Below are 26,491 nucleotides of genomic sequence, written 5' to 3'. Positions count from 1 at the left end.
CGTCTGAGAGGTACTGCTGGTGGTCGCAGGGGGACCGGTCGCAGGGGGACCGGTCTACTTGGAGGTGGCCTCGATGGCTTCCTCGATGAAGGCGACGACCTGCTTGGGGTGGGCGAGCATGACCAGGTGCGAGGAGTTGACCTCGATGGTGGTCATGCCGGCGCGCTTGTAGCCGAAGCGCTCCACGTCCGGGTTGATGGTGTGATCAGAGGAGGACACCAGGCCGAAGGACGGCTTGGACTTCCACGCGGCGGCCGGGGCGGCGTCGGCGAAGGCCTGCGCGGCCAGGGGGCGTTGCGAGACCGCCAGCACCTTCGCCAGCTCGGGATCCACGTCGGCGGCGAAGATCGCCGGGAACTTGTCGACCTGCACCGACACGTCCGTGCCCGGCGTGTCCGAACCCTCGATCGGGAACGGCGTGTAGACGAGCGCGGCGGCCAGGTCGGAGTCGGGGAAGCGGCCCTGCAGCTCGCCGAGGCTCTCGCCTTCCTCCAGGGCGTAACCCGACAGGTAGACCAGCGCCTGGACGTTGTCCTCCACACCGGCCACCGTGATCACGGCACCACCGTAGGAGTGGCCCACCAGGACGACCGGGCCCTCGATCTGGCGCACGACGGAGGCCACGTACGCCGCGTCCCCGATCAGGCTGCGGTTGGGAACGGCCGGGGCCACGACCTTCAGACCGCGGTTCAGCAGTTCGGGGATCACGGCGGAGTAGCTGGACGCGTCCGCGAACGCACCATGCACCAGGACGACGGTCGGCTTCTCGGAACGGGACATGGTCTGACTCGTTTCTCTTTGCTCAGGGAAATGGTGATCGGCTGAGTGATCAGCTGAAAGGAAATCTACTGTCGGGAGATGAGGGGAAGTTGTCTCTATGTGTCTCGCCCCTTGCTCAAGAGCGATGCGTTCCCGCCACGCGCGACGGCGGGACAGTCAGCCGTTCCAGCCCTCCAGGAAGGCCAGCAGCTCCGCGTTGACGACCTCTGGCTTCTCCTCCTGGCAGAGGTGCCCGCACTCGGGGATCGCCACACCGCGGACGTCGCGCGCCATGCCCTTCCAGACGTCCAGGACGTCGTACGCCTTGCCGACGGCGCTGAAGTCCTCGCCCCAGATCGTCAGCACGGGGCAGTCAATGGGCTGGTCCTCGTCCTCGCGGTCCTGCGCGACGTCCTGGGCTGCCGCGCGGTAGTCCATGCACGAACCGCGGACCGCTCCCGGCTGCCGGTAGGCGCGCACGTAGACGTCGATCTCCTCGGCCGACAGCATCTCCGGGTTGTAGGACCAACTGCGGTAGAAGTGCGTCAGCCACGCCTCCTCGTTGCCCGCGATCAGCGCCTCGGGCAGGTCGGGGACCTGAAGGAAGGTGAAGAACCAGTAGCCGGCCCGGGCCATGGCCACGTCGTAGGTGTCGGCGATGACCCTGGTCGGGATGTTGTCCATGGCGACGAACCGGTCGACGCGGTCACGGAAGTCCTTCGCGAAGCGCGTGCCTACGCGCGCGCCCCGGTCATGACCGATCAAGGCGATCTTGTCGTGGCCCAGGTGATTCATCAGAGCGAAGGTGTCATTGGCCATCGTGCGCTTGTCATAGCCGGACGCCGGCTTCTCGGTGTCCCCGTATCCGCGGAGGTCCGGCGCGATGACCGTGTACCTCTCCGCCAGCACCGGAATCTGCTTGCGCCAGCCGTACCAGGTTTCCGGGAAGCCGTGCAGCAGGTAGACCGGGGGTCCCTGCCCCGCACTCACCCAGTGCTGGTTGATTCCGTTGAGCGTCGCGGTGTGATGCCTGATGTCGGTCGGAACTGTCATGCTGACTCGCAGATGTCAGAGGGACGGGAGCTCTTGACCTGGAACGTCGAGACAGACATGCCGCACCCCTGTCGGTGACGGACCGGTCACTCTGCGGTCGAGTCTGTACTCGATCCCGGGGAGGCGCTTGCCCGAGTGCGCATGGTCTCTGTTCCCTCTGTGCCACCATCGCTGCCGCAACGGGTCAGGCGGAGGTACGCGCCAGATGATATTTGCACTGACCTGACAGGACCAACTCGCCTTTCTGATTGCAAATTGTCGCTCGCGCGCTGACGATACTGTCGCTCTCGCTCAACTCAAGAGCAGTCACTATGAGGGTTGGGTACAGGACATCACCGGGATGCACTTCCGCCAGGTACCGGCAAGCCATCTCCAGACACTCACCGAACACCTCTTCAATGAAGCGGGAACGCTGTGACACCGTCACGAAGCTGACCGCGTGTACGTCGGTGAGCGTGCGGCATGCGGATCTCAGTACGTCCCCTACACGGGGAATTGCGAAGTCAGGTCGAGGGCAGGCGACTCTTCGCGTGAACTCCTCAATTCTCAACTTTCTCTCCTCGGTTTCCAGTGACTGTCTCGCGCCTGGAAAGTCGGACCGCGCGGCACCATGCGAAAAGGGCCGCCCGAACGCTCCACAGCGTCAGCGGCCCTCTCAGATCCCGTGCCTGCCGGCTACGAAGGCCGTTCAGCCTTCGAACACTTCACGCAGGCGTGCTTCCTGCTCCCGGTCGAGGTTGGAGCGGATCAACTCCGCGTGCTGCGAGGGGAATACCTCCTTCACCCGGCCGAGCACCTCGTCCTGGGTCAGCAGGAAGAGCGCGGAGGTCCCCTGGGTCACCTGTGACTTCACGGAATCGATGAAGTCGTCGTCGATGCCCACGTCACTCAGCTTGCCGCCCAGTGCGCCGGCAGCGGCGCCGACGGCGGCGCCCAGAAGCGGCATGAGGAAGATCAGACCAAAGAGCAGACCCCAGAAGGAACCGGACAGAGCGCCCGCTCCGACCAGATCGGTGAGCTGCTTCGTCTTGGGCTTCTTCGCTTCCGTCGGCCAGCTCACAGTGGCGGCGTCTAGCACCGTGATCAACTCCTGCTTCTGCAGGGCGAGCAGCTTCTCCTCCACCTGCTGAGCACTGCGAGGAGCGTCGAACTTCCAGACCGTCAACGTGGCCATTCGTTTCCCTTTCGGAGTGGCTTCTGCCCCAGTAGATCGGCAGTGGCGTCGGCACGACACCCGCAACCGCAGCACCGTGCGGTCCTGGCACACTGCCGTGCGTTGAGGGAAAGAAGACCCGTCAGGTCGCGTCGTCCAGGCGGTCGAGACGCCGGTGCGCGTCGGCGAGGACGTGCGGGTCGGCGTCGCCGCCGAGCGCCAGACACGTCCGGAACGCCTCACGCGCCTCGTCCGCTCGTCCCGCGGACAGCAGCACGTCTCCCAGGTGGAGCAGGTGCAGGCTCTTCACCGGGAGATTACCGAGGCCGTCGCTGAGGCTCACTGCGTCACGTACGTACGCGACGGCTTCGTCCCACTGGTCGAGCAGCCCGAGACTTCTGCCCATTCCGGAGGTCACTCCGATGCGGGACGTCTCAGCGATGTACGGCTCGATGAGTTCCCCGGACTCATCCAGGAATGTCAGAATCCGCTGGAAAGCATGAAGGGCAGCGGCGCCTTCTCCTTGCAACAGGAGGTTGTGGGCGAAGCCGTGGCGGGCTTGAAGACTGCCGTGCAGATCGCCCACCGAAGCGAACAGAGGAATCGCGCGGCTGTAGTACTCGGCTGCTTCCTCATGGAACTCACGGACCCGTTGGGCCCAGCCCAAGTAATAGTAGGCCCACGCCTGCTGCCGCGAGTCCTTCCCCCGTTCCGCCGCGGACAGCGCTTCCCGGGCCACGGGCAGGCTGTCCTCGGGACTGCCCTCGCAGACGATGAGGGTCCAGGCGTGGTAATTCAACTGTGTGGCGCGCAGGACGTCGTCGCCCAGGGCCTGAGCGCTGCGAGCGGCCAGGCTGAAAACCTCGGTCCAGTGTCCCCAGAAGATCCACTGGTCCGAGAACCAGTGCAGGGACTCCGCCACCTCCACCACCAACGCGTGCTCACCGGCGTCGGCCATGGCGCCCAGGGCGGCGAGCCAGTTGATGCCCTGGCTCTGCAACCACTGCCGGGCCAGGTCGGCGGAGGAGAGGTCGACCAGCCCGTGCCAGTCCACCGGTGGAGCCCCGTGGTCCGGCTCGAACCAGCGTCCGGCGACGATGGTCGTCTCCAGCAGCCAGCGGTAAAGATCCGTCCGGAGCTGCTCGACTCGCTCAGGGCCCTCCTCGGTCGCAAGACGGCCGCCGGCGTAGAGGCGGAGCAGGTCGTGCAGTCTGAAGCGGTCGCCGTGCGTTCCGAGCAGACCCGTTTCCACCAACTCGTCGAGGATGTCCTCGGCGCTCGGCAGATCCTGTCCCAGGAGTTGCGCGGCACAGGCCGACCCCGCATCGGGCCCCGGCACCAGGGACAGCCTCCGGAACAGCCGGGCCGCGTCGGGTGTCAGCTGCTGGTACGACAGGTCGAAGGCGACGGACACCTTCCTGTCTCCGGCGACCAGGGCCTCCAGACGGCGCCCGTCCACGGCGAGCCGGTCGGCGAGACGCTGCACCGACCATCCGGTCCGGGTCGCCAGCCAACTGCCGGCCATCCGGAGGGCCAGTGGAAGGTAACCACACTGCCGGGCCACCTGGCTCAGTGCCGAGGATTCACGCGCGGCCCGTTCCTCACCGATCATGCCGGCCAGGAAGGCGATGGCCTCGTCGGGAGCCAGCTCGCCCAGCCCGATCCGGTGCACGTTCCGCAGCCCGGTGAGCACCCTTCGGCTGGTCACCAGCACCATGGCGCGCCCGCGGGCCGGGAGCAGCTGCCGTACTTGGGCTTCATCACGTGCGTTGTCGAAGATCAGCAAGCAGCGCCGGTCGGCGAGGAGGTCCTGGTAAAGGGCGGCATGCCCGTGCGGTCCGGCCTTCATCAGGTCCGAGTCGGCGACATGGAACGCCTTGAGCACGCCCAGCATCAGTTCCGCAGGGGACGGAGGGCTCTCGTCCATGCCACGCAGGTCCAGCATCATCTGGCCATCGGGAAAGGACTTCGCCAGTTCCTGGGCCGCGTGCAGGACGAGCGCGGTCTTCCCCATACCGGGCGAACCGGACACGATCATCACCACCGGCCCGGGGCCACTGCTTGAAGGGGCAGTGGTACCCGCCCCGCCCCCCTTCAGCCCCGCTGCCAACGTGGTCAGCGAAACCAGCTCACCGCGGCGTCCGACGAAGTCGTCGACGTCTCTTGGGAACGTGCGGACCGACACGGGCGTCGGCTGGTCGACGCGTCCCGCACGTGCGGCCGCCAAGAGCCGGTCGCGCTGTTCCGCGTCCAGTCGCAGGCCGTCGGCCAGAGCAGCAACGGTGCGCCGCTGCGGGGCCGCCCGGCGCCCGCGTTCCAGGTCCCCGATGCCCCGGACGCTCACGCCCGACGCCTCGGCGAGGCCCTCCAAGGTCAGGAAGACGTTCAACCGCAGTTGTCGCAGCAGCGCTCCGAAGTCCTCTCCCCCGCCACCCACCGTGCCCGTTCCTCCCGTGCTCCACGCCGTGTCAGGCACTCGGGAGCGCATTGAAACAGGAGGTACTGATCCGACACATTCCGACATATGCCGCCAACACGGACCAAGGGTCCGTTGACAAGTGTAACCTCTGCCGTTATTGCGTAGCCCTGCCCTCACCACGTCGTGATCAGCGGTATACGCACGGAACTTGCACCTCAGTGCCCGGCGCCGAACCGCGTCAGGCTCGTGCCGCCGGCGGTCACCGTCCCGCTCGCCCCTCCGCAGGAAGAAACAGGGATGTCGGGACATCGCACTGGAACGACGACTGACACGAAGATCTTCGGCCGGATCACGGAGATGACCGGCGAAGAGAGACAACCGCGCGAGGAGCTCGCGGCCGGCAGCATCGACCGGACGACCGAGCACGGCCGTCCGACCCGCCTGGAGGCTGAACTCGACCAGTGCCGGCATCTTCTACAACAGCGCCGTGCGCATGTGGCGGCCGATGAGGACCCAAAGGAGGCCCGCGTGCGACCGATCGCGCAGGTGGAGCACTACCGGTCCTGAGGTCCGGTCGGGCTGTCCCCCGTGCTCGTGCGGGCGTCGAGGGACGCGATCAGCGCGGCGGCCTCCCGAGCGGCATCAGGGTCCGCGTAAGGCCCCAGAGAGACCAAGCGGCTCAGAGCCTCCCGCGCCTCCACCGTACGCCCCATGCCGAGCAGTAGTTCACCGAGTCGACGGAGGTATCGGCTCTCCAGCCCGATGTTGCCGACGCGTTCGCTGATGTCGACGGACTTTCGCAGATGGGCGACGGCTTCCTGAGTCCGGCCGAGACTCTCGCAGCTGCGCGCCAGCCCTGAGTAGCTGCCCGCCCGTGCGAAGTCCGCGGCATGCGGCTCGATGCGGTCGCCCGCCGTCTCCAGGAAGTCCAGCGCGCGGCGGTAGGCGCCGATGGCCTCTTCGCTGCGACCGGAGTCGGCGAGGATCAAGGCGACTCCGTGCAGGGCGGTGAGGCTTCCCTGCGGGTCCTGCGCGGTCTCGAAGAGATGCCCCGCCCGGCTCATGTGCTCGGCCGCCGTCTCGTACTCGGTGAGTTCGCGGTGCGCCCACCCCTGGTAGACGTACGCCCACGCCTGCTGGCAGGTGTCACCGGCCTGCCGGGCGAGAGCCAGGGCCCGCACCGAGTGGGTGAGGCTGTCGCGGTAACGCCCTTGGCACAGCAGCCTTGCCCAGGCGAGGTAATTGAGGTGGGTCGCCTGCAGGACCGGATCTCCGAGTACCTCCGCGCTGTCGGCGGCCATGCCGAAGACCTCGGGCCAGTACCCCCAGTAGATCCACTGGTCCGAGAACCAGTGCAGGGACTCGGCCACCTCCACCACCAACGCGTGCCTGCCCGACTGGCCGGCCGCGCGGAGTGCGGCCAGCCAGTTCGCGCCCTCGTCCTGGAGCCAGGCGCGGCCTCTGTCCGCGGAGGAGAGGTTGACGTCCCCGTTCGGGGTGCCGGGCGGGGTACCGGCCCCCGGCTCGAACCACCGGCCGGCCACGATCGCGGTCCGCAGCAGCCAGTCGCAGAGTGCGGCCCGTGCCTCGGCCTTGTCCTGCGCGTCCTCCTCGGCGTCCAGTTTGGCCTGCGCGTACAGCCGCAGCAGGTCATGCATCCGGTAACGGTCACGTTCGACACCCAGCAGACCCGCCTCCACCAGTTCCTCCAGGGTGTCCTCGGCGTCGAAGGAACTCTGGCCGCACAGCTGGGCGGCTCCGGCGGCGGAGACGTCGGAGCCGGGGACGAGGGCGAGTCGGCGGAACATGCGGGCGGCCGGGGTGCTGAGCTGGCGGTAGGACAGATCGAAGGCCGCGGAGACCTCCAGGTCCCTGGCCGCCAGCGTCCTCAAGCGCTCCTCGTCGGGCGCCAGCCGCTCCACGAGCCGGGCCACCGGCGCTGTCCTGTTCACGGCGAGCCAACTGCCGGCCAGGCGCAGGGCGAGTGGAAGGTGGCCGCAGTACTGAGCGATCTTGTCGAGTGCGGCGGTGTCGTCGGCCCGCTCGTCGCCCACCAGGGTCGACAGCAGCATCGTGGCCTCGCGTCTGTCGAGTCCGTCCAGGCCGAGACGGTGCACGCCTTCCAGGCCGGTCAGCATGCGCCGGCTGGTCACCACCACGATCCCTGTACCGGATCCGGGCAACAGGGGGCGCACCTGCGCCTCGTCCCGGGCATTGTCGAGGACGAGCGCGAACCGTCGCTGTGCGAGCGTCTGCCGGTACAGGTGGACATGCCCCTCCGGACCTGCTTTCGCCACTTCCCGATCGGCCACCCGCAGTGCGCGCAGTACCCCCAGCATCAATTCCGCGGGCGTCGGCGGCTCGGCATCGAGACCTCGCATGTCCACCACGATCTGGACGTCAGGGAAGTCTTCGGTGAGCCGACGGGCCGCCTGGAGCGCCAGCGTCGTCTTGCCCATACCCGGCGGTCCGGACACCGCCACGACCGCCGGCGGTCCGTCGGGGTCTGTCCTCGCTCCCCCGCCTCGCGGTGCCCGCCTGTCCGCGACCCGCCTCGCGAGCCCGGTCAGGTAGGCGAGTTCCCGTTCCCGGCCGACGAAGTCGAGATGACCGGGGGGCACGACCTGCACGCCGACCGGCGTGTACCCGTCGCTGCGCCCGGCTCGGGCCGTGCTCAGCAGGCGCCGCCGCTGCGGGGCGGCCAGCCGCAGACCATCGGCGAGCGCGTTCACCGTGCGCCGCTGCGGTGCCGTGCGCCGTCCGCGTTCGAGTTCCCCGATACCGCGCACACTGACGCCGGATGCCTCTGAAAGGCCTTCGATGGTCATCGATGCCGTCTGACGCAGCTCCCGGAGGAGTGCGCCGAAATCCGGCTCGTCCTGTGTCATTGCCTCTGAGCCCACGGCCGCCACAACTGAAGTAGGTCCCGCACCGACAGGTCGACCTGTCAGCGTACAGACGTCGGCACGGACACCTGAGTACGGGGTGGAGCGACCTGCTATGCGGCACCTGTGCCGGGTCGACATGGCGGTGGTCCTGCCGGAAGGGATCAGTCGCTGCGGCCCGTGAGCTGTGCCAGTCCGCTGTCGACATCGACATACGCGCTTTCCGTGCCAGGAGGCACCAGTACACCGGTGTCCGCCAGGAAGCGCGAGACTGTCGACGCCGGGAGCTCTATCAGGGCGGCACCGGCGCGGGAGCGCAGGACGACCCGCATGGTGTCCGGCAGGCAGCGGTGCCGGGGAAAGACCAGGACGTCCCCGATTCCGGCCGGCCGGCTCAGTCCTTCGGCAAGCAGGTCACGCGCGAACACCCAGACGACCGGCACCGCATCCGGCGCCCCCAGAAGAAGCCGAACCGCGTACGGATCTTCTCGGCCGTAATGGAGTCGCGCGGGCAAGGGAACCCGTCGGTCTTCCGAAACGCTGACGAGGGCCGGAACGTCACACACGATGGACACGTAGGGCTGACTCATCGGTTCTCCTCAAGGAACTGCAGAGTGTCTTCGGGTGCGACAGCTTAAAAAGCCATATGTGTAATGCCTTGCCGCTGAGCGCATGCGTCGTTGCTCTTCGAAGAACGCGTACCGGACACAATTCCGCCGCAGTGCGCTGTCGGTGTCCACATCGTGCGCTGAAGAGCAACGCGGCGGAGCACTCCCCGCCTAACGTGGCCGCGCCCGAACAATCTGAGGAGTGCCGTGGCCAAGCAGAGCATTGCCGAGCAGTACGTCGATCTTCTGGCCCGCGCGGGCGTACAGCGTGTGTACGGCGTGGTGGGTGACAGTCTGAATCCCGTGGTCGACGCCATCCGGCGGCACGACGCCCTGGACTGGATCCAGGTGCGGCACGAGGAGGTGGCCGCTTTCGCCGCCGGCGCCGAAGCACAGCTCACCGGTCGGCTGGCCGCCTGCGCGGGCTCCTGCGGTCCGGGCAACCTGCACCTGATCAACGGCCTGTTCGACGCGCACCGGTCGATGGCACCCGTGCTCGCCCTGGCCGCGCAGATACCGAGTGGCGAAATCGGCACCGGTTACTTCCAGGAGACCCACCCCGACCGCTTGTTCGAGGAGTGCAGCCACTACTCCGAGCTGATCTCGTCGCCCCGTCAGATGCCCCGGGTGGTGCAGACGGCGATCCAGCACGCGGTGGGGCGGCGGGGAGTGTCGGTGGTGGCACTCTCCGGGGACGTGGCGGACGAGGAGGCTCCGAGCGAGGGGACCGAACTGGCAATTCCGCTGGACCTGCCCGCCATCCGCCCGGCCGACCACGAGTTGTCCCGGCTGCGGGAGATGGTGGACGCGGCCGAGAAGGTGACCCTGTTCTGCGGACGCGGGGTGGCGGGCGCCCACGCCGAGGTGATGGCCTTCGCCGAGAAGATCAAGGCGCCGGTGGGCCATGCGCTGCGTGGCAAGGAGCACATCCAGTACGACAACCCGTACGACGTCGGCATGTCCGGTCTGTTGGGCTACGGTGCCGCTTACGAGGCGATGCACGAGGCCGACCTGCTGATCCTGCTGGGTACGGACTTCCCGTACTCGAACTTCCTGCCGCGGCACGTGAAGACCGTGCAGGTCGACGTGCAGCCCGAGCGGCTCGGCCGGCGCACCTCCCTGGACCTCGCGGTGTGGGGCGATGTGCGCGAGACACTCACATGCCTGACTCCCGTGGTGCGCGAGAAGCAGTCCCGGCGGTTCCTCGACCGCATGCTGCACCGGCACGTCCACGCGCTGGAGAAGGCAGTCGGTGCCTACACCCACGACGTCGAGAGGCTCTCTCCCATCCACCCCGAGCACCTGGCGTCGGTGCTGGATGAGGAGGCGGCGGACGACGCGGTGTTCACCGTGGACACCGGAATGTGCTGTGTCTGGGCGGCCCGCTACCTCACTCCGAACGGGCGTCGCCGCATCCTCGGCTCCTTTGTGCACGGCTCCATGGCCAACGCCCTGCCGCAGGCGATCGGTGCCCAGTTCCTCGACCGCGGGCGGCAGGTGGTGTCCCTCTCCGGCGACGGCGGTTTCTCCATGCTGATGGGGGACTTCCTGACCGCGGTGCAGTACGGCCTGCCGGTGAAGGTGGTCGTCTTCAACAACTCGTCCCTCGGCATGGTCGACCTGGAGATGATGGTCGACGGTCTGCCGCCGCACGGCACCGGATACCCGCACACCGACTATGCGGCGATCGCCACCGCTGCGGGCGCGCGCGGCATCCGCGTGGAGGCCGCGGCCGACGTGCGCGGCGCACTGCGCGAGGCGTTCGCACACGACGGACCGGTTCTGGTGGACGTGGTCACCGACCGCGACGCGCTCGCCATTCCGCCGAAGACGTCCGTCGAGCAGATCAGTGGCTTCGCCCTGTCCGCGAGCCGCACCGTCCTCGCCGGCGGAGTCGGCCGCATGATGCACCTGGCCCGCACCAACCTGCGCAACATCCCGCGGCCCTGAGCGCCGACGGTTGAGTCCGTCGCACGCAGTCACACCGTTTCTCCGCCATTGACGCGGCGTCCGCCCTGCCGGCGGACGCCGCGTTCGGCGTCCGCGACGCCACTTGCCCACCGTCCCTTTCTGCCTGCGATGTGCCTGGAACCGACATCGGTGAACTGATTGGCTGGTCAGGGCGGGGAACCGGGCCGCAGAGCCGCTGTCCGGCTCCCGTCGTGGCGCGTTGGGCGCGACGGGACTTCCGCACTTGCCCTGGGTGATGACCGTCGTCTCCACAAGGAGCCGATTGTCCGCCCGGTCTGTGCGCGCTGCGACTCCAGAGTCTCCGCCCGTGGCAATGGGTTGGAGAGGAGTGCCGGATGAGTCCGGTGTTGTTGACTTCGTTGGTACCCGATGAGAAGAGACTCGCTTACTGGCGCAACGCTGTGAACCGGGCGCTGGTTCCCATGACCGTCGTGCCGCGTGACGAGGGAACCTTCACGGGGAGGATTGCCACCGATCAGGTGGGAGCCCTGCGCGTGTCTGTCGTCGAAGCCGACGCACAGCGTGCCAAGCGGACGCAGGCACACATCGCGCGGACGCCGGTACCGCTTGTGGCGGTCGGTGTCCAGATGACGGGCCGGACGGTACTCGTCCAGGAAGGCCGCCAGGCCACGGCGGACCGGAACGACCTCTTCGTCTACGACACCTCTCGCCCGTACTTCCTCGACCAACCGGAGCGCTTCTCCACCCGCGTGGTACTCATCCCGCGCCGCATGCTGGACTTGCCGGACGAAATTCTCCACAGTGTCAGCGGCACCGTCATCGGCACGGGCAGCGGATGCGCCGCAGTGCTGAGACCCTTCCTCACCACCGTGACCGCATCCGCCCACGTCTACTCGCCGTCCGCCGCGGGCGGGCTCGTGAGCGGGTTCATCGACCTCTTCTCCACCTTGGTGGCGGAGCAGAGCAGGGTGCTGACGGCGGGCGCCGAGACCACACGGAAGCATCTCGTGCGACGCGTCCGCGAGTACATCGACCTGAATCTGGGTGATCCCGCCCTGTCGCCGGATGCGGTGGCGAAGGCACAGCACATCTCGGTGCGGTATCTCCACCGTCTCTTCGAGGACGAGGGCATCACGGTCGGCCGTCTGATCCAGCGCCGCCGACTTGAGGAATGTGCGCACGAACTGTCCCGTCGCAGCCGCACATCGCCCACCGTGTCAGCCATTGCCCAACGCTGGGGATTCGTCAATCCGACCCACTTCAGCCGGGTTTTCCGGGATGCCTACGGTCTCTCACCCCGCGCGTGGCGCACTGTGCGACTTCAGGCGCGTGACGATGTCCACCAGCAGGTCGGCGCGCTCACCCCGTGGTGAGCGACTCCGCTCAGCCCCATCGGTGTGACGTCGTGACGGGCACGTGGGAGGCGGTCGCGGGACCCTCGGCCTCGTCTCTGGTGCGCAAGGCTCACCCGGTGGAGCTGCTCGCGCGCGTCGAGGTGACGCCGAGCCGGTGGTGAGCGGTGCGTGGACCGGGTCTGGTCACGGCAGCTGGGCAGAGGTGTACTGCTCGGGGATTTCGTCGGTGTGTACCCGCGGTGTGCCGTCGGCAGCGTCGGCGAGTGAGGTGGGGTGGCTCGCGGAGACCGCACGACGAACGCGGCCAGGTCGGTCACGTCCGCGCTGTGGTGGGGCGGGTGCTCTCGGCGAGCCCGCCGCGGGAGGCGCCGGTGACACCGGACAGCAGTACTCCCATGGTGCCGTGGCCGGTGTCAGCGGACGCCGCGGGTGGGCCGGATGGTCAGGGCGGGGGCCGGCGAGTGCCCGGCGCCCACGGCCGGCAGCCGCGGGCGACCGACCGCAGCAGGACGGTGGCGATGAGGAGGACGCCGAACTTATCGGCGGCCCCGCCACGGCTGTCGGGCAGCACTTCGGTGACCAGCGCCGTGCCGACGGCGAAACGGAAGCCCCGGCCGAACCCACCGTGCGCCATGGCCGGCATGAGCAGGGGTATCGACGTGCCGAACGGACGCGCACCAGGGACGAATCCCTCAGCGGCCCGCCGTCACACCGGCGGTCCGCTCCCTCAGAAGTGCCACACCGCCCGCCGCGGCCAGCGCCACGGCAGCCGACACCACCATCGCCGTGTCCGCGCCCCGCGCGGTGCCTCCCGCCGACGCCGTGAGGGCGATCGTCGGGGCCGCGCCCCTTCGCGTACGGCGGAGCGCACTTCAGCGGGACGGGCGGAGAGATCAGCCGAGGCGGTCCGCCCAGTCGGTAGGCACCCGTCCCAAGGGTCCGGGAACGGGCTGATCGACCGGGTGGCTCTGGGGAGGGGCCAGCTGCGGACCCGACTCGTACAGGGTGGAGGTGTCGTAGTCCCAGAACCAGCTCTCCCCCGGTTCGAAACTCTGGATGATCGAGTGGCCACTCGTCCGGGCGTGCGCGGTGGCGTGCTTCGAAGGCGAGTCGTCACAGCAGCCGATATGTCCACAAGTGGCACAACGCCTCAGGTGGAACCACCACCCACCGGTGGCCTCGCACTCGCCGCAGCCGGTGCCACTGGGCGGGACGTCCGGATCGATACCGGTCGGGGTGCTCATCGGGTCTCCCTGTGTCGTCATTGAGGGAAGGGGCCGAGACCGCGGAGCCGACGTCAACGGGGCTCGTACCGAGAACCGGCCTCTTCACCGTGAACCTAGACGCGGTGCCGCCTTTGCGTTTTCCGGGAGCGCACCCGCCCATGTCCGTAAGCGCACGGTGACCGCAGGCCCATCCCGACAGGTCCCTCCTCAAAGATCGACCTGTCCCTCAGAGCACACTTGCCCGATCACTCTTCTGTTCTGCTGTGGCCCTATTGCACACTCTTGTCTCAATCAACTTCATCGGTGGGCGGTCCATGAGAACAGCACGGGAACACAGAAGTCGGCGATGGGGGCTGACGAGCCTCACGATCGTGGCGAGCGGTCTACTCGCCCTGCTGATCGGCGCCGGCTTCGCCGTCCTGCTGTGGGCGATCTCCGACGCAAACAGCTCCATCTCGGCCAGGCGCGCGTCTCGATCCGCTCTCGTCGAAGCCGGCACCATGGAAAAGCTCCTCATAGACATGGAGACAGGGCAACGTGGCTACATAATCACCAAGCGTGAGGAGTTCCTCGCCCCCTGGCACACGGCACGCGAAGCATTGCCCGAGGAGGCACAGCAGTTCACTGGGATGACGACCTCACGGGACCAGCGGCGTGCCGCCGAGCGCATCGCACAAGGAGTTGAGTCCTTCCTCTACGACTACTCGGTCCCTCTGGTCGACATGGCTCGTCGGGACGATCCTGCCGCGCTCGACTTGAAGCATGCCGCCGAGGGCAAGGAGCGCATGGACGCCCTACGGCTGCAGTTCGACCATTACGTGGCGGACGAGCGCACTCAGCTGGGGAAGCGGGAAGACGTCGCGAGAGCCAACAGCCATCAGGCGGTCGTTGCCGCCGCTCTCGGGCTTGCTGCGTCGATCGGGCTCATAGCCATTTTTACGGTGCTGCAGCACCGCGCCGTGGTGCGGCCCGTGCGCGGAGCGGCGGCGGCCGCGGAGAAGCTCGCGGATGGTGACCTTACTGCACGGGTGCCACCTAGCAGGGTGAAGGAAATCGGAACTCTGGGCACCTCCTTCAACAACATGGCCGCCTCGCTCCAAGGCAGCCGCCGACGCATCATGGAGAGCACCGCAGCCGTCCACCGGCGTACGGCCCGAGACCTGCATGACGGAGCGCAGCAGCGCCTGGTGAGCCTGATGATCGGGCTCCGGCTGGCACAAGAGATGCTTCCCGGCACGGAGAAGGCCGTATCCGATCTACTGGACGAGTCGATCGAGAACGCTCAGACGGCCGTCAACGAGCTGCGGGAATTGGCCACAGGGATATACCCGCTCGTGCTCACGGTGAAAGGCCTGGTAGCGGCAGTGAACGACCTGGCGCGCCGATGTCCGGTGCCTACGATCGTCGAGAGCACGGACGAACGCAGGATCTCTCCGACCATCGAGTCGAACGCGTACTTCGTGGTGGCCGAGGCCGTCACCAACGCGGTCAAACACTCCCAGGCATCTCGCATCGACGTCCATGTCGAGTTCAGCGACATGCTGCGGATCAGGGTGGCCGATGACGGCATCGGCGGCGTGGACAAGGCGACCGCCGGCAGTGGCATGACCGGACTGGCGGACCGAGTGGCGTCCTTCGACGGCGAGTTGGGCATCGTCTCCCCACCCGGCGGCGGCACCGTCATCCGGATACAGATTCCGATAGGCGACTGATTCATCGCCCTCGGGAGCAATCGGCGCAGGGGGCAAGAAGGGGAATGCGGCCATCAGCAGACCAGCCGATACCGTCACCGCGTTCACCAACTACCGGTCCGCAGGCCCAGCCAGAACACGGTGCTGGATCCGCCGTGCAGCAAGGCCGCAGTCAGTAGGGGGGCAGCCAGGCCCCCGGCAGACAGCAGCCAGCGAACCGTCGTCGACGCCCCGCCCCCGCGTGCGGCGAGCAGTTGCAGCACTCCCTGAGCGGCCGTACACCCCCCAGAGAGTGCTCCGGCGAGGGCCAGAGTCCGCATCCGAGCGACCATCAGCATGCCTCCTGCAGTCGCGGAAAGTAGTGAACCGGCCAGCGTGGCCGCCCGGGTGAGGGTGCCGCCGGGGCCGGCAACCGCCCGGATGCCGGGACGCTCTCAAAAGCCTCGGCGCTCGGTCCCGGATATATCCACCCGTGCCATGTCCGGTTCCTGTTCGCCAGCCACACGTGCGCGACGCGCCACGGTGCGTACCCGTCGAGTGGAAATTCCGTCGGCCCGTTCAGGCCGGCGGGCCCGAGGGTGCCGGGTATGGACCGGAGTCCCGGTCAGATCCCAGGCTCCAAGCCTCTGCCAAGGCCGACGTGAGGTCTGTCGTGTCTTCCCTCACGCTGCCTCGGGACTCCCGTCACTTCCGTAGGGTTTACCCCACAGCTGCCCTGTGGGCCGCCTCCCTGCATGTCTCTGGCGGCCTTTACAGCCGTCGACCACCGCCGTTACGCATCCTGTGTCCGGGGGGCGGAGGACGCGTCTGAAGGCCACGAGAGAGCCGCCGGTTCCGATCGGGACCGGCCTGGTGGTTGTGATGCTCGCGGCCCGTGGCCCGGCGCGAGAGCCGTCCCTGCCGCACGAACCACGGATCACCAATGGGGGCTGTCTTGTTCCGAGCGACTGGCATACCGACGACAGGCACCGCCGACCGAGGGCCCGGGACGATCTCACGTCCGCTTGGAACGCCTCCGCAGCAGCTCCTCAGGACGATACGGCGCCTCGTACACCGGCGCGAGGGCGGAGTGCTGTGGCTGGAGGGCCCCGCGGACTCCGGCAAGTCCCACTTGCTGACACTGGCGGCCGAGGAGGCGGGTGCAGCCGGGGCACTGATCCTGAACGGGCGGGGCGGTGATGGCCTGTCGCCACTGGCACCGCTGCTGGACGCCTTCGCGCCACTGTCCGTCTCCGGCGTCAACGACCCGGGATTCCCACTCCGATCGATGCGCTGGATCGATGACCGGCTGCGGGGATTCGCCCAAGTCCGGCCGCTCCTCGTTGTCCTTGACGATGTACAGCACTGCGACAGTCATTCCCTGCTCACCATACGCACACTCACCTCGCGTCTCCTCGACCTGCCGGTGCTATGGCTGCTCGCCGCACGGTCCCATCTGGACGTACCGGCCGCTTTGACGCTGCGACGCGATCTGATCGGGGAGCGAGCGGCCCGGCTTGAGCTGTCCCCCTGGGAATCCGAAGACGTACAGCTTCTCGTCCGGAACCTGCTGGGGCGACGGGCCGGGGAAGCCGAACCGTACCTGCCGTTTCTCGGCGGTCTGCCCGGCGCCGTCGTGCACCTGTGCTCCCTGCTCGCCGCCGAGTACGGCTTGAGTGGTGATCCCCGCACCGGACGCGACATGGTGACGGAAGCCGTCGTCACCCGTCGTATGGAGCAGTTGACACCGAGCGCGAGGGACCTCGTGCTGACGGCATCGGCCTTGGGCGCCGGTGTCGGTGTCAGGCATCTGTGCCAAATCCTCGGCCGCGACGAGACCTCACTCCTGCGGCCGCTGCGGGAGGTATTGGCTGCTGGACTCATGCGGGCGGAACAGGAGAGCCTCGCCTTCACGCATCCCCGTGTGCGCGACGCCGTCGCCGCCACGCTGCCCTCACCCGTACGGCTGTCCTTGCGCCGCCGCTCAGTCGACCTGCGGCTTTCGGACGGCACCTCCCCGATATTCCTGGCGACGGAGATGGCCGAGATCGCCGAGCCCGGTGACGAGCGCGCCCTGAGCGTCCTGGAGGACGCGGCCCGGGAAGTGGCGCCCACAGCACCGACCACAGCCGCGGCACATTTGCGTCGCGCGATGAGCCTGAGCCGAACCATGCCGTCCCGGCGGATGCGACTGGCCGCCCGACTGGTGCCGCTGTTGCGGGAGACCGGGGAGATCGACGAGGCACGCTCCCTCGCCTGTGACGTGCTCCAGGCACCGCCGGACGCTGCCACTCACGCCCAGGTGTGCCTGGAACTGGTCCGCCAAGGCTATGTGTTCCCGGTGCCCCAGACTGACGCCCACCTGCGCCGGGCATTCCATCACGACGACGTGCCGCCGCCGGTGAAGGACCAACTGCTGTTGGCGCTCATGTTGCGCCGCCTGTTGGCCGGCGAGGCCGAGGAGACGGTTCGAGCGGCGGAAGGGGGCCTGGCACACACTCCCAGCGCACACCCACTCAGTGACATGACTCAGCACACCTTGCGGTCGATGCACGCCGGCCGCCGCCAGCGATGGGCGGATGCTCTCAAGTGCAGTGAGGCCGTGCCGGCGAAAGCCACCGAACTGAATTCGACGGACGGCTCCGCCCTGCCAGAAGTGGTCGTGTCCATCGCCTGGCGTGCCGCGCTGCTGGCCTTGACGGGTGCCGGCCAGGCTGCCTCGGAGCTCATCGAGAGCGGTCTGGCGGACGCGGAGAGGAGCGGCCGGCTGACATACCTGCCCCTGTGGCGGACCGCGCGGGCCGGTCTGTTGCTGGACGCGGGCAGACCAGCCGACGCGGCACGCGAGCTGGCCGCGGTGATGTCCGGACCGCGGCCACCGGGTGCCTCCGCGGCCTATGAACCCGCCGTGGCGTGCACCAGGGCCCGGACCGCCCTCCACACCGGCGACGATGCCGAACTGGAGTCGTGCGCGGCCGTGGCGGACACCTACCTCGCACAGGACCATCCGCGACTACGGGGCGCTGGAGGGTGGATCGCGCTCCTGACTGCGGAATGTCGCAACCAGGTGCTGACACAGGACCAGCTCCGGGCCGCGGCCGCCCATCTGCGCCGCGGATTCCTGTACACCACGTGCTTCGACGCCGGGGACGTGATGCTGCTGGTGGCTGCTGCGATCGCCGCCGGACATCGAGAAGTGGCTGCCGAAGCTGTCGCATTCGCCGAGGAACGGGCCCAGAACAACCCCGGCCTGCCGCTCTTCACCGCCGCCGCCATTCACGCGCGGGGCCTTTTCGCCAACGATCCCGGACTGCTGCTCGATGCGGCGGAACGCCACGGCGATGTCCGTCCTCTGCTACAGGCTCGTGCCCTGGAGGATGCCGGGGACAACACCGCGGCGGTTGGCGGCGCCCTTCCCCACTACGAGAAGGCACTCTCGTTGTACGACGCCGGCGGGGCCGAGCGTGACAGGCGGCGGGTCCGCAGCAAACTGCGCGGGCTCGGCGCGCGGACGCTACCCGTCGCAGGCCCTGTGTGTTCCACCCCCGCGGACACGGAGTGGCGCGGATTGACCAGATCGGAGCTGGGCGTCGTGCGGTTGGTCGCATACGGTGCCACCAACCGGGAGGCGGCACAGCGACTGTTCGTCTCCCCGCACACCGTGAACACTCACTTGAGGCATGCCTTCGAGAAGCTGGGCGTGCACTCCCGAGCTCAGTTGGCCCGCCTGTACGCGCGCGAGGTCGACACGGAGGCCGCCACCGCGTGACACCAGGAGCCTCGCCCATCAGTACCTCGTCATGCAGGCGTGAGGGACCTGAAGGCTAGGATGCGGTCATGAGCCAACCACTTCGGGCAGTGCTCGGGGAAGACCAGCCAATCGTGCGTGTGGGCATCGCAGCCATTCTGCGCACTGCGGGCGTGGACGTGGTCGAGGCCGTCGACAACGCGGTGGATCTCGTGCGCGCCGCCGACGAGCACCTGCCCGACGTGGTGATCACCGACATCCGCATGCCACCGGCACTGGAAGCGGACGGTCTGGACGCAGTGCGCAAGATCCGTGCCGCGCGGCCGGAGACCGCGGTCATCGTCCTTTCCCAGTTTCTCGACGCGTCCTACGCTCTTGACCTGGTCGGGGACGATCCGAGTGGTGTGGGATACCTGCTCAAGGAGAAGGTGGCCAGCCCACAGCTCCTCATCGACGCCGTCCAACGGGTTGTGGCCCGGGACTCCGCACTCGACCCGGACGTCATCTCGGCGCTGTTGGGGCGCAAACGTCCCGAGGACCCGCTGGCCGGTCTGACGCCGAAGGAGCATCAGGTCTTGGCGTTGATGGCCGAGGGCCACTCCAACACGGGCATCTCCGAGCAGCTCTTCGTGAGCGTCGCGGCCGTGGAGCGGCACATCACGGGCATCTTCATGAAACTCGGGCTCAGCCAGGCGACGTCCGGCCGGCACCGCCGGGTGCTGGCGGTATTGCGCTATCTCGGACAGTAGTGGCGGCCGACGGACAGCCCGGTCAGGGCCGGGTGGCGGCGAACAAGGCCCGCAGATCGGCGTCGAACAGTTTGTCCTTGGCCACGAAACGCTCGATGCCCGCGTACTCCAGCTCCTTCTGCGACCAGAACGACTCGTCGGTAGAGGTGAGCACGATCCGTGGTGGGTCGTCTTCCTCGGCTACCTGACGGGCCACGCTCAGACCATCCAGATCGGGCAGGTGCAAGTCGAGCAGCAGCCCATGGGGGCGGTGTGCCCGCACCGCAGCCAGGCACTCGGCGCCGTCCCCGGACTCCGCCACTACACGCAGTCCCCGTGCCGTCAGCAGCATCGTGGCAATGCGGCGGAACTCGGGGTCGTCGTCCACGACGACGATGTTGATGTACATGCTTCCAGCATGCACACCGGTTTCATGTGCGGGCCATAGGGGAAACCCTACGGTCCGTATTCCACTCGTGCAGGGCTGTTTGTTCACCGCCGATGGGCCCCGAAGCCGTGTTCGCGCGAGCGGAAGTCTTTGGACAGAACGCACGGCGGCCCGGTCGACGCCGACCGACATACTTCAGCGGCGAGACCGGACTTCGGGAAAAGGCGACGGCGCTGTGCCGTTCGCGCGCCTGCACCAGGGCGATGCTCTGTCACGGCATTGTATGTGGCCCGCGCCGGACGCGAGGGCGCGCAGAGGTTCGGTGCCACCACGGAGATGCCGTGAAACTGCGTCTCCGTGGTGACACCGGGCCAACTACCAGCCGCCGGAGAGGTCGGGACGAACGGTGCGACCGGGGTGAAGACCATGCCTGTGCGACGTGTGACGAGGGACCAGAGCCAACGTCAGCCGGTGGCGAGTGCGGTGCGCAGGACGGTGGTGGCCTGGGTGATTGCGGCCTGGGCGGCATGGGTCTCGCGCAGGGCGTTGAGCATGACGAAGTCGTGGATGATGGCCTGGTAACGGACGGCCGTGACCGGCACACCGGCTTCCCGCAGCTTGTTGGCGTACGCCTCTCCCTCGTCGCGCAGGACGTCGGCCTCTCCGGTGATGACCAACGCCGGGGGCAGACCGGTGAGCTGCTCGGTGGTGGCGCGCAGCGGCGAGGCGGTGATCTCGGCGCGCTGGGCGGGGTCGGTCGTGTATTGGTCCCAGAACCACTGCATGCCGTCGCGGCGCAGGAAGTAGCCCTCGGCGAACTGGTGGTAGGACGGCGTGTCGAAGTTCGCGTCGGTCACCGGGTAGAAGAGGACCTGCTGGACCAGGGGGACGTCGCCGCGCTCCTTGGCCATCAGGGTGAGGGCGGCGCTCATGTTGCCGCCGACGGAGTCGCCGGCAACGGCGAGACGAGCGCCGTCCAGGTCCTTGGTGGCGCCGTCGGTGACGATCCACTGGGCGACGGCATAGTTCTGCTCGATGGCCACCGGGTAGCGGGCCTCGGGGGACAGGTCGTACTCGGGGAAGACGACGGCCGCGCCGGTGCCGACGGCGAGTTCGCGCACCAGGCGGTCGTGGGTGTGGGCGTTGCCGAAGACCCAGCCGGCGCCGTGGATGTAGAGGATCACTGGCAGGGTGCCCGCGGTCCCGGCGGGCTTGACTATCCGGGCCCGCACCGAACCGGTCGGGCCACCCGTGACGGTGATCCACTCCTCATCGATGGCCGGCTTGTCGATCTCGCCGGACTGCACCTCGTCCACCGTCTTACGGCCCTCGACGGGGCCGAGGTCGGACAGGTAGGGCGGATGGGCGGTCGCCTCGGCGAAGGCGGCCGCAGCCGGCTCCAGGACCGGCTGGACCGGCTCGTACGTGAACGACGACATGTGGACTCCTGAACCTCGTGTTGCGTGTCGGTACTCTCCAACGGGACGGCCCGTCGCCCGGATCCGGGGATCCGCCGGGCCCTCCTCGGCCACACTAGGGCCGCGAAGACAGCGGCCTTTGCGCATCTGCGCACCGACTCTGATCTCACTGTGCACGGCAACGCGCGGTGTGCTGCCGGGCGGCAGCGCCGTCGAGAGCGCCGTTGTGGATCAGCCCATGCCGGCGGCGTTCACATCCGGCATCGCGGTCTGCCGGCTTGTCCGCCTCACAGTTCTCGGCAGGCAGGGTGTCCGGCCCGTTCGCGTCGGCCCGAGGTGGGTGACGGGCGGGTGTGCAGGCACTGGACCGTGCTGGGGAACAGCCGTGCGCGATGCGGGGCCGTGCCCGGGCCATGCCTTCGTCTCGGCACCGGCACGTTCGGACACAGCAGACGGCCTTATGACCCAGCAGCGGTTGCCCGACGGGGCGGCCCTCGTCCGTCTCCCCCGCCGGACTCGTCGCGCGGGTCATGTCCGGCGCCGGCTCCTGCGCCTGGCCGGTACCGGGCCGCCACGCTTGATCTCCGCGGCCTCCTCGGAGGTGACGCCGGGCCGCTGACCACCGTCGACTTCGGCCTTGCGGACCCACGTCCGCACCGTCGCTGCGGCGCCGATGCCCAGCTTGGCTGCGACCGCCTTCATCGCGGCCCACCCGGTCGGGTAGTTCGGGCGGATCTCCGCAACCATGCGCACTGCACGCTCACGAAGCTCAGCAGGATGGGGGGACGGACGTGCCATGACTCGATCCCCTCAGGGAATCGAGCCTCCAGGCCCGGAGCGGTTCACCCGGTTCGGGTACACCGCGCCCATCGGCACCACCGACGACGGACGCTTCCGCCGCCTCACCGTCCACCTCCCCCCGCAATACGCACAACGCCTCTTCGACGCCCGCACCACAGGCGCCAGCGACCAGCAAATGCGCCAGATCATCGCCGAAGGCTTCAAAGAGATCTCCTTCCAAGACAGCAGAAACCGCGCTCTGGGACTCTCCGACGTCACCCTCAACGACATCGACTACCTCGACCTCGACCTCGACCTCGACTACTGAACCTCCACCTGCATCCGGGCAGCAGCTCGACGGATCTGAGCCGAAGCACGATAGTTGCCACAAAGGCAGGCTTGTTGTCACCGAGGTCAGCAGCGCGCGTGGAAAGACGGAAATTTCGTCCGGTCAGGGTGTGGGCGAGGCGTCGGTAAGCGACATCCACTGCCGGACGGTCTCCTGGTGGGAACCGATCGCCGTGCTTGCGGCCACTGCCTCCGCGTCTACGCCGGAGCTCGGCGTTCCTGCGCGGGTCAATAGGACGAGCGGCCACTCAGGGCCCGCTCCGGTCGGCGCTCCGTCGAAGGCGATCCAGTCCCAGGGCCCCACGAATTGCCAGGCTCGCCTGGCTGCGTCGGCGACCTCATCGCCGGGCAGGAGAGCAGCGTACGGCCGCATCAACAGCTCAAAAGCGAAGGGGATCCCGTCACCAGGGTGAAGGGTGTAGCCCCTGCCGTCGAGATGGCTCTCGTCCGTGAATTCGCGGTAGGACAGGCCGCGGCGCAGCACAGCCACGGTGAGGTGCGGGCGCGGTAGCCAGCCCGTCTCCATCGGCGGATCGTGATGGTCGACGCCCGTCACGTGTACCACCGTCGGTGGTACTCCGACCCGGCAGACGTTTCCCGGCTCCAGTTGCTCGGGCGGCGGGTCAGTTCGAAACAGCTCCGCCTTTACTTCAGGCCCGACGCGCCCACCGCAGTTCACGCCCAGGGCGACGACCCCGTTCCAGTGCACGAACTCGCTGTCGGCGTCGATGTCCCACCACGGCCATCGCACCGACACGTGGTCCCACGTCACAGCCTGCTCGACTCTGGCCGGCGTGAATGGACAGACGACCGACAGCACGTCACCGACCCGGAAATCCCCCGCATCCATCATGAGGCCAGGCTAGAGGGGGCCTTCGGGATCCATGGGGCCCTAGCGGGCACAGCGAACCGCTCGGACCTGCCCTGCCGGCCATCTACAACGCTCCTGCGAGCCAACTGGACGCTCAGTCGGCGAGCCTGAGCGGCAGGCGGTGACAGCAACCGTGCCTCCCTGGCTGACGGTGACAAGTAGCGTGCCGACCTGATGACACCTGCGGTGCCTCATCGCCACAAACTCGCACGTCTGCAGGAGCTGCGGGTGACATCTACCGTGCTTCGGCACACGTTGTGACGGAGCGCTTCAGTTGGCGGGTGAGCAGTTGAGTTGGCGGGGCTGAGCGTTTCATCCGGCGAGCTGAGCCATGACAGCTGGGGTACGAGATCCGACATCACGGCCAGCGGCAGCGACGGGTTGGCGAGCCCCCATCGCTTCGAGGCCAAGTGCGTGGCCCCGGCCCGCAACGTGCCGGTCGGCTGCTGGCCCCAGTCCCGCTACCGTCAGACCGCGCCGTCGGGGGCAGCTCTTGGCGCCGGCCTCGGATCCGAGGCGTTCACCCCTCTCACCTGGCGGCACGGATCGAGAGGGGTGTTACGGTCCCGCTTCGCCGCGGTACGCGTACGGCCCGCCGACAAGGCGGTCGAGCGTCCCGATCAAGGCCGCGCCTCGGTCGGACAGCGCGCAGGCGTCCCCCGGGAGGCGTCACCGCATCCAGTGACCGTCGGTGCTCCATCCCAGGAAACGCCTGCTGCGGCAGGCGTCCGCCGTTCCGTCACCGCCGAAGGTGCCGCCCTCGGCGACCAGGGCCAGGCCCGCGAGGGCCGGGGCCAGACGGGGCTCGACGTGGCTGGGGTGCCGGGCCGTCTCCGCGCCCAGGCCCACGATGAAACGTCGCTGCTCCTCGGGCGGGCACAGGGACAGGAAGAACACCATCTGGCGCCACGCGTACGCGGCATCCTTGATGGTGCTCAAGGGGCGCGGGTTGTGGTGGACACGAGCGGTCAGCCGGCACACGGTGACGAATGAGCGGCGCGCCAGGTCGGCCCAGCCGGGCCGTGGAGCGATGCCCACCCGGTGGACCAGCGTGGCCAGGTTGTGCGTGGTGAGGATCTGCGCCTGCTCGATCACCGTGCCGTTCGCGGCGACCGACCAGGAGCCCGGCGTCGTCCCGGCTCGCCCGGTGGCCAGCCGCGCGAACCCGGGAGAGGTCGGGGCACGACGTGAACGGGCCGGGGCCGTGCCGGTTTCGGCGATCGCCAGATCGCGGATCTCCGCGTAGTCGATGCCGTAGTACCGCTCGTACAGCGTGCCGCCCAGCAGGTCACCGGCGATCCGCGCCGCCGTCAGGAACTTCCGGCTGAACTCTCCCATGAAGATGTCGGCGGCCAGCTCCTCCACGAACGGAACGCCCAGGGCGCACTGCCGTTCCAGCACGCTGAGCTCGCGGACCAGCGGGTTGGGCAGGATGGTGCCCGGAAACGCCTGCACGGCCAGTTCGCCCAGCTGTCGCAGCACGGTAAGTGCGCCTTCGCCGTCCGACGTGCCCGATACCGCGGACCGCCGGCCGGACACCGCCCGCACCCAAGGCAGCTCCTCGATACGCACCTGCCGCTCCAGGTTGAGCAGCAGCAGGGAGCGGCGGTTGCGGAACGCCCGGTAGTGGGCGGCCATCAACGCCCGCAGCGTTTCGTCGCCGTACGCCCGCGCGGTGGCAGCGGCGACCAACTGCGGTACCAGCTCGGCCAGAACCTCGGCGGAGGGGACGACACCCCGTTCCACGAGGGTGCCGAGCGGAGCGCTCAGTGCGGACACGACCACTTGACCGATGGCGGGCGGCAGGACGGCCCCGACGGGCAGCCCTGCCGCCCGGCTCTCCTCCTCGTTCACCGGGCGAAGCAGCGGATCCACATCCGGGATGCCCGCCTGCTGGGGAAGGGCGGCGAGTCGGCGCAGCACGAGCTGGGCCAGGGCGTGGTGGGAGGGCAGCTCCGCCTGCGCGGCCTGGCTGCGGCGGAGGGCCGTATGGCCGGGCGAGCCGGGCAGGCCGCGCCGCCGCACCATGGACTGCACCGCGTGCCGCAACAGGCCGAGCCGACGCGCGTCCAGCAGCCGTCCGGCGACGACCTCCTCCAGCGCACCTCGCAGAATGCCCAGGTTCTCCTTGGGGTTGCGGTGCTTGGTGCAGAGCGTGTGCTCCGCGGCGAGCAACCGGTAGCGGCCGAGCAGGACCTCGGCCTGCGCCAGCCAATCGGGGTCCGGGGCGTGTGCCAGGACCCGGCCTTCCTCGGCCGTCCGCAACCAGTGTGCGAGGAGGTCATCTCCGAACGGCTGCCAGACGGTGAGTGCTTCTCGCTGGGTCTCGACGGCCGTGTTCGGTCGTCGTCGCTCCAGGGTGACGACCGCGTCCAGGACGGTGCGCCGGTGGACGGCCGTGCCGGTTTCCGGGGCGGGGCGGTCCGTCGCACGGGGCAGGAAGCGCAGCCGGTCGGCGAACGGTTCCAGTTCCGCCAGGAGGTCCAGCGCCGCGTCCGTCTCCCCGTGCCGCACCAGCCAGGCCATGGTGAGCAGTGCCGCCTCCTCGGGCACGTCGATCCGGTAGCGGCCGCCGTCCAACAGTGCCCACAACCACGTGAGTCCGGGCTCGGTGAGGCAGTGGGCGAAGATCGCACGGCGCTCTGCGGGCACCCCGAAACTCCGGGCCGTCTCGGTCTCGTACGGCTGGAGCGGGCCGGCCGCGCTCGCGGTCCCGGTGGCGAAGCCGCCGCGCAGCACCTCGGGGGTGACCCAGGCCGGGAGCCCCGCGACCGGGGTCCGCGAACCGATCGTGAGCCGGCCCGCGGCCATCCCTGCGAGGACCTCCCGCCAGCGCTGCCCGCGCACCTCGGCGCGGCGCCGGGTGTCGGGGTCCTCATGGGTTAGCGCGGTCATGAACGCCTTGGCCAGCCGGCCTGCGGCATACGAGGGCGTCGCGGTGAGAGGCTGCTGCTCAGCGTTGTCGTTCATAAGCCGACGTGGCAGGTTCTGCCCCTGCGCCCTCCGGGTCCAGAGCCCGGTGCTCTCCTGCTGAGCTACACGCCGATGAGCTCCGAAATTAGCGCGGGGACGGGCAGGGCTCAACCGGATTTCGGTCCATCGGGCGAGGCAGCCGGGACGGCCCTGAATACCCTGGGTGCTCGACGAGGG

Annotated in this window: 18 protein-coding genes, 1 tRNA gene and 2 pseudogenes; 7 read left to right on the top strand and 14 right to left on the bottom strand. The window is 68.6% G+C overall.

Features of this window, described 5'->3' with window-relative positions:
- Positions 1 to 54: 54 nt before the first annotated feature.
- From QF027_RS48415 to QF027_RS48400, 4 genes are all read right to left on the bottom strand, one after another.
- Positions 55 to 780, bottom strand: a complete 726-nt coding sequence (locus tag QF027_RS48415; RefSeq protein ID WP_306972422.1) for an alpha/beta fold hydrolase — start codon at positions 778 to 780, stop codon at positions 55 to 57.
- Between the two features lie 156 nt (positions 781 to 936).
- Entirely contained in the window at positions 937 to 1,812 is an 876-nt protein-coding gene (locus QF027_RS48410) for an alpha/beta fold hydrolase (RefSeq protein ID WP_307082048.1), read from the bottom strand.
- Between the two features lie 688 nt (positions 1,813 to 2,500).
- Complete coding sequence (locus QF027_RS48405) at positions 2,501 to 2,986, bottom strand: DUF1269 domain-containing protein (RefSeq protein WP_306972424.1); 486 nt, start codon at positions 2,984 to 2,986, stop codon at positions 2,501 to 2,503.
- A 121-nt stretch (positions 2,987 to 3,107) separates the two neighbouring features.
- A complete protein-coding gene (locus QF027_RS48400) occupies positions 3,108 to 5,402 on the bottom strand; it encodes an ATP-binding protein (RefSeq protein ID WP_307082046.1) in 2,295 nt (764 codons plus the stop codon).
- Between the two features lie 165 nt (positions 5,403 to 5,567).
- Between QF027_RS48400 and QF027_RS48395 the strand changes: the two genes are divergently transcribed.
- Positions 5,568 to 5,951, top strand: a complete 384-nt coding sequence (locus QF027_RS48395; RefSeq protein ID WP_307082044.1) for a DUF2630 family protein — start codon at positions 5,568 to 5,570, stop codon at positions 5,949 to 5,951.
- On the opposite strand, the gene QF027_RS48390 is transcribed toward QF027_RS48395, so the two are convergent.
- Together QF027_RS48390 and QF027_RS48385 are read right to left on the bottom strand one after the other, a co-directional pair.
- Positions 5,939 to 8,272, bottom strand: a complete 2,334-nt coding sequence (locus tag QF027_RS48390; RefSeq protein WP_307082042.1) for an ATP-binding protein — start codon at positions 8,270 to 8,272, stop codon at positions 5,939 to 5,941. The two genes, QF027_RS48395 and QF027_RS48390, sit on opposite strands and share 13 nt — an antisense overlap.
- Positions 8,273 to 8,433: 161 nt before the next feature.
- Positions 8,434 to 8,859, bottom strand: a complete 426-nt coding sequence (locus QF027_RS48385; protein ID WP_307082040.1) for an SsgA family sporulation/cell division regulator — start codon at positions 8,857 to 8,859, stop codon at positions 8,434 to 8,436.
- A gap of 225 nt (positions 8,860 to 9,084) precedes the next feature.
- On the opposite strand from QF027_RS48385, the gene QF027_RS48380 reads away from it, so the two are divergent.
- Entirely contained in the window at positions 9,085 to 10,827 is a 1,743-nt protein-coding gene (locus QF027_RS48380) for a pyruvate dehydrogenase (RefSeq protein WP_307082038.1), read from the top strand.
- A 356-nt stretch (positions 10,828 to 11,183) separates the two neighbouring features.
- The gene (locus QF027_RS48375) at positions 11,184 to 12,182 is read left to right on the top strand and encodes a helix-turn-helix domain-containing protein (protein ID WP_306972430.1); all 999 of its coding nucleotides are present in this window, start codon (positions 11,184 to 11,186) and stop codon (positions 12,180 to 12,182) included.
- 424 nt (positions 12,183 to 12,606) lie between these two features.
- On the opposite strand, the gene QF027_RS48370 is transcribed toward QF027_RS48375, so the two are convergent.
- Entirely contained in the window at positions 12,607 to 12,807 is a 201-nt protein-coding gene (locus QF027_RS48370) for a hypothetical protein (protein WP_307082036.1), read from the bottom strand.
- Positions 12,808 to 13,057: 250 nt separating this feature from the next.
- Positions 13,058 to 13,408: a UBP-type zinc finger domain-containing protein gene (locus QF027_RS48365; protein WP_306972432.1), complete on the bottom strand. Its 351-nt coding sequence runs from the start codon at positions 13,406 to 13,408 to the stop codon at positions 13,058 to 13,060.
- Positions 13,409 to 13,761: 353 nt separating this feature from the next.
- Between QF027_RS48365 and QF027_RS48360 the strand changes: the two genes are divergently transcribed.
- The 3 genes from QF027_RS48360 (at position 13,762) to QF027_RS48350 (ending at position 19,557) form a co-directional block, all read left to right on the top strand.
- Entirely contained in the window at positions 13,762 to 15,102 is a 1,341-nt protein-coding gene (locus tag QF027_RS48360) for a CHASE3 domain-containing protein (protein ID WP_306972433.1), read from the top strand.
- Between the two features lie 1,048 nt (positions 15,103 to 16,150).
- Positions 16,151 to 18,829, top strand: coding sequence for a helix-turn-helix transcriptional regulator (locus QF027_RS48355; RefSeq protein WP_307082034.1), 2,679 nt, complete (start codon positions 16,151 to 16,153; stop codon positions 18,827 to 18,829).
- A gap of 89 nt (positions 18,830 to 18,918) precedes the next feature.
- Complete coding sequence (locus QF027_RS48350; protein WP_306972435.1) at positions 18,919 to 19,557, top strand: response regulator transcription factor; 639 nt, start codon at positions 18,919 to 18,921, stop codon at positions 19,555 to 19,557.
- 22 nt (positions 19,558 to 19,579) lie between these two features.
- Here the strand turns inward: QF027_RS48350 and QF027_RS48345 are convergent, their stop codons facing one another.
- The 3 genes and pseudogenes from QF027_RS48345 to QF027_RS48335 form a co-directional block, all read right to left on the bottom strand.
- Positions 19,580 to 19,945, bottom strand: a complete 366-nt coding sequence (locus tag QF027_RS48345; RefSeq protein ID WP_306972436.1) for a response regulator — start codon at positions 19,943 to 19,945, stop codon at positions 19,580 to 19,582.
- Positions 19,946 to 20,388: 443 nt separating this feature from the next.
- Positions 20,389 to 21,363: an alpha/beta hydrolase gene (locus QF027_RS48340; protein WP_307082031.1), complete on the bottom strand. Its 975-nt coding sequence runs from the start codon at positions 21,361 to 21,363 to the stop codon at positions 20,389 to 20,391.
- Positions 21,364 to 21,915: 552 nt separating this feature from the next.
- Positions 21,916 to 22,140 (bottom strand): annotated as a pseudogene (locus QF027_RS48335) (IS3-like element ISMyma3 family transposase); the annotation flags it as partial.
- A gap of 37 nt (positions 22,141 to 22,177) precedes the next feature.
- On the opposite strand from QF027_RS48335, the pseudogene tpg reads away from it, so the two are divergent.
- Positions 22,178 to 22,450, top strand: a pseudogene (gene tpg, locus QF027_RS48330) (telomere-protecting terminal protein Tpg); the annotation flags it as partial.
- A gap of 123 nt (positions 22,451 to 22,573) precedes the next feature.
- Here the strand turns inward: tpg and QF027_RS48325 are convergent.
- The 3 genes from QF027_RS48325 to QF027_RS48315 all read right to left on the bottom strand — a co-directional run bounded on the left by QF027_RS48325 (position 22,574) and on the right by QF027_RS48315 (position 26,386).
- Positions 22,574 to 23,290, bottom strand: a complete 717-nt coding sequence (locus QF027_RS48325) for a hypothetical protein (protein WP_307082028.1) — start codon at positions 23,288 to 23,290, stop codon at positions 22,574 to 22,576.
- Positions 23,291 to 24,010: 720 nt separating this feature from the next.
- Positions 24,011 to 26,311: a hypothetical protein gene (locus tag QF027_RS48320; RefSeq protein WP_307082026.1), complete on the bottom strand. Its 2,301-nt coding sequence runs from the start codon at positions 26,309 to 26,311 to the stop codon at positions 24,011 to 24,013.
- Between the two features lie 3 nt (positions 26,312 to 26,314).
- Positions 26,315 to 26,386 (bottom strand) — tRNA-Gln (locus tag QF027_RS48315).
- Between the last annotated feature and the right edge of the window lie 105 nt (positions 26,387 to 26,491).

This window comes from Streptomyces canus (assembly GCF_030816965.1).
Taxonomy (GTDB): Bacteria; Actinomycetota; Actinomycetes; order Streptomycetales; family Streptomycetaceae; genus Streptomyces; species Streptomyces canus_E.
Note: the sequence above shows the minus strand (reverse complement) of the source record. Positions and strands in the feature narration are given on the sequence as shown.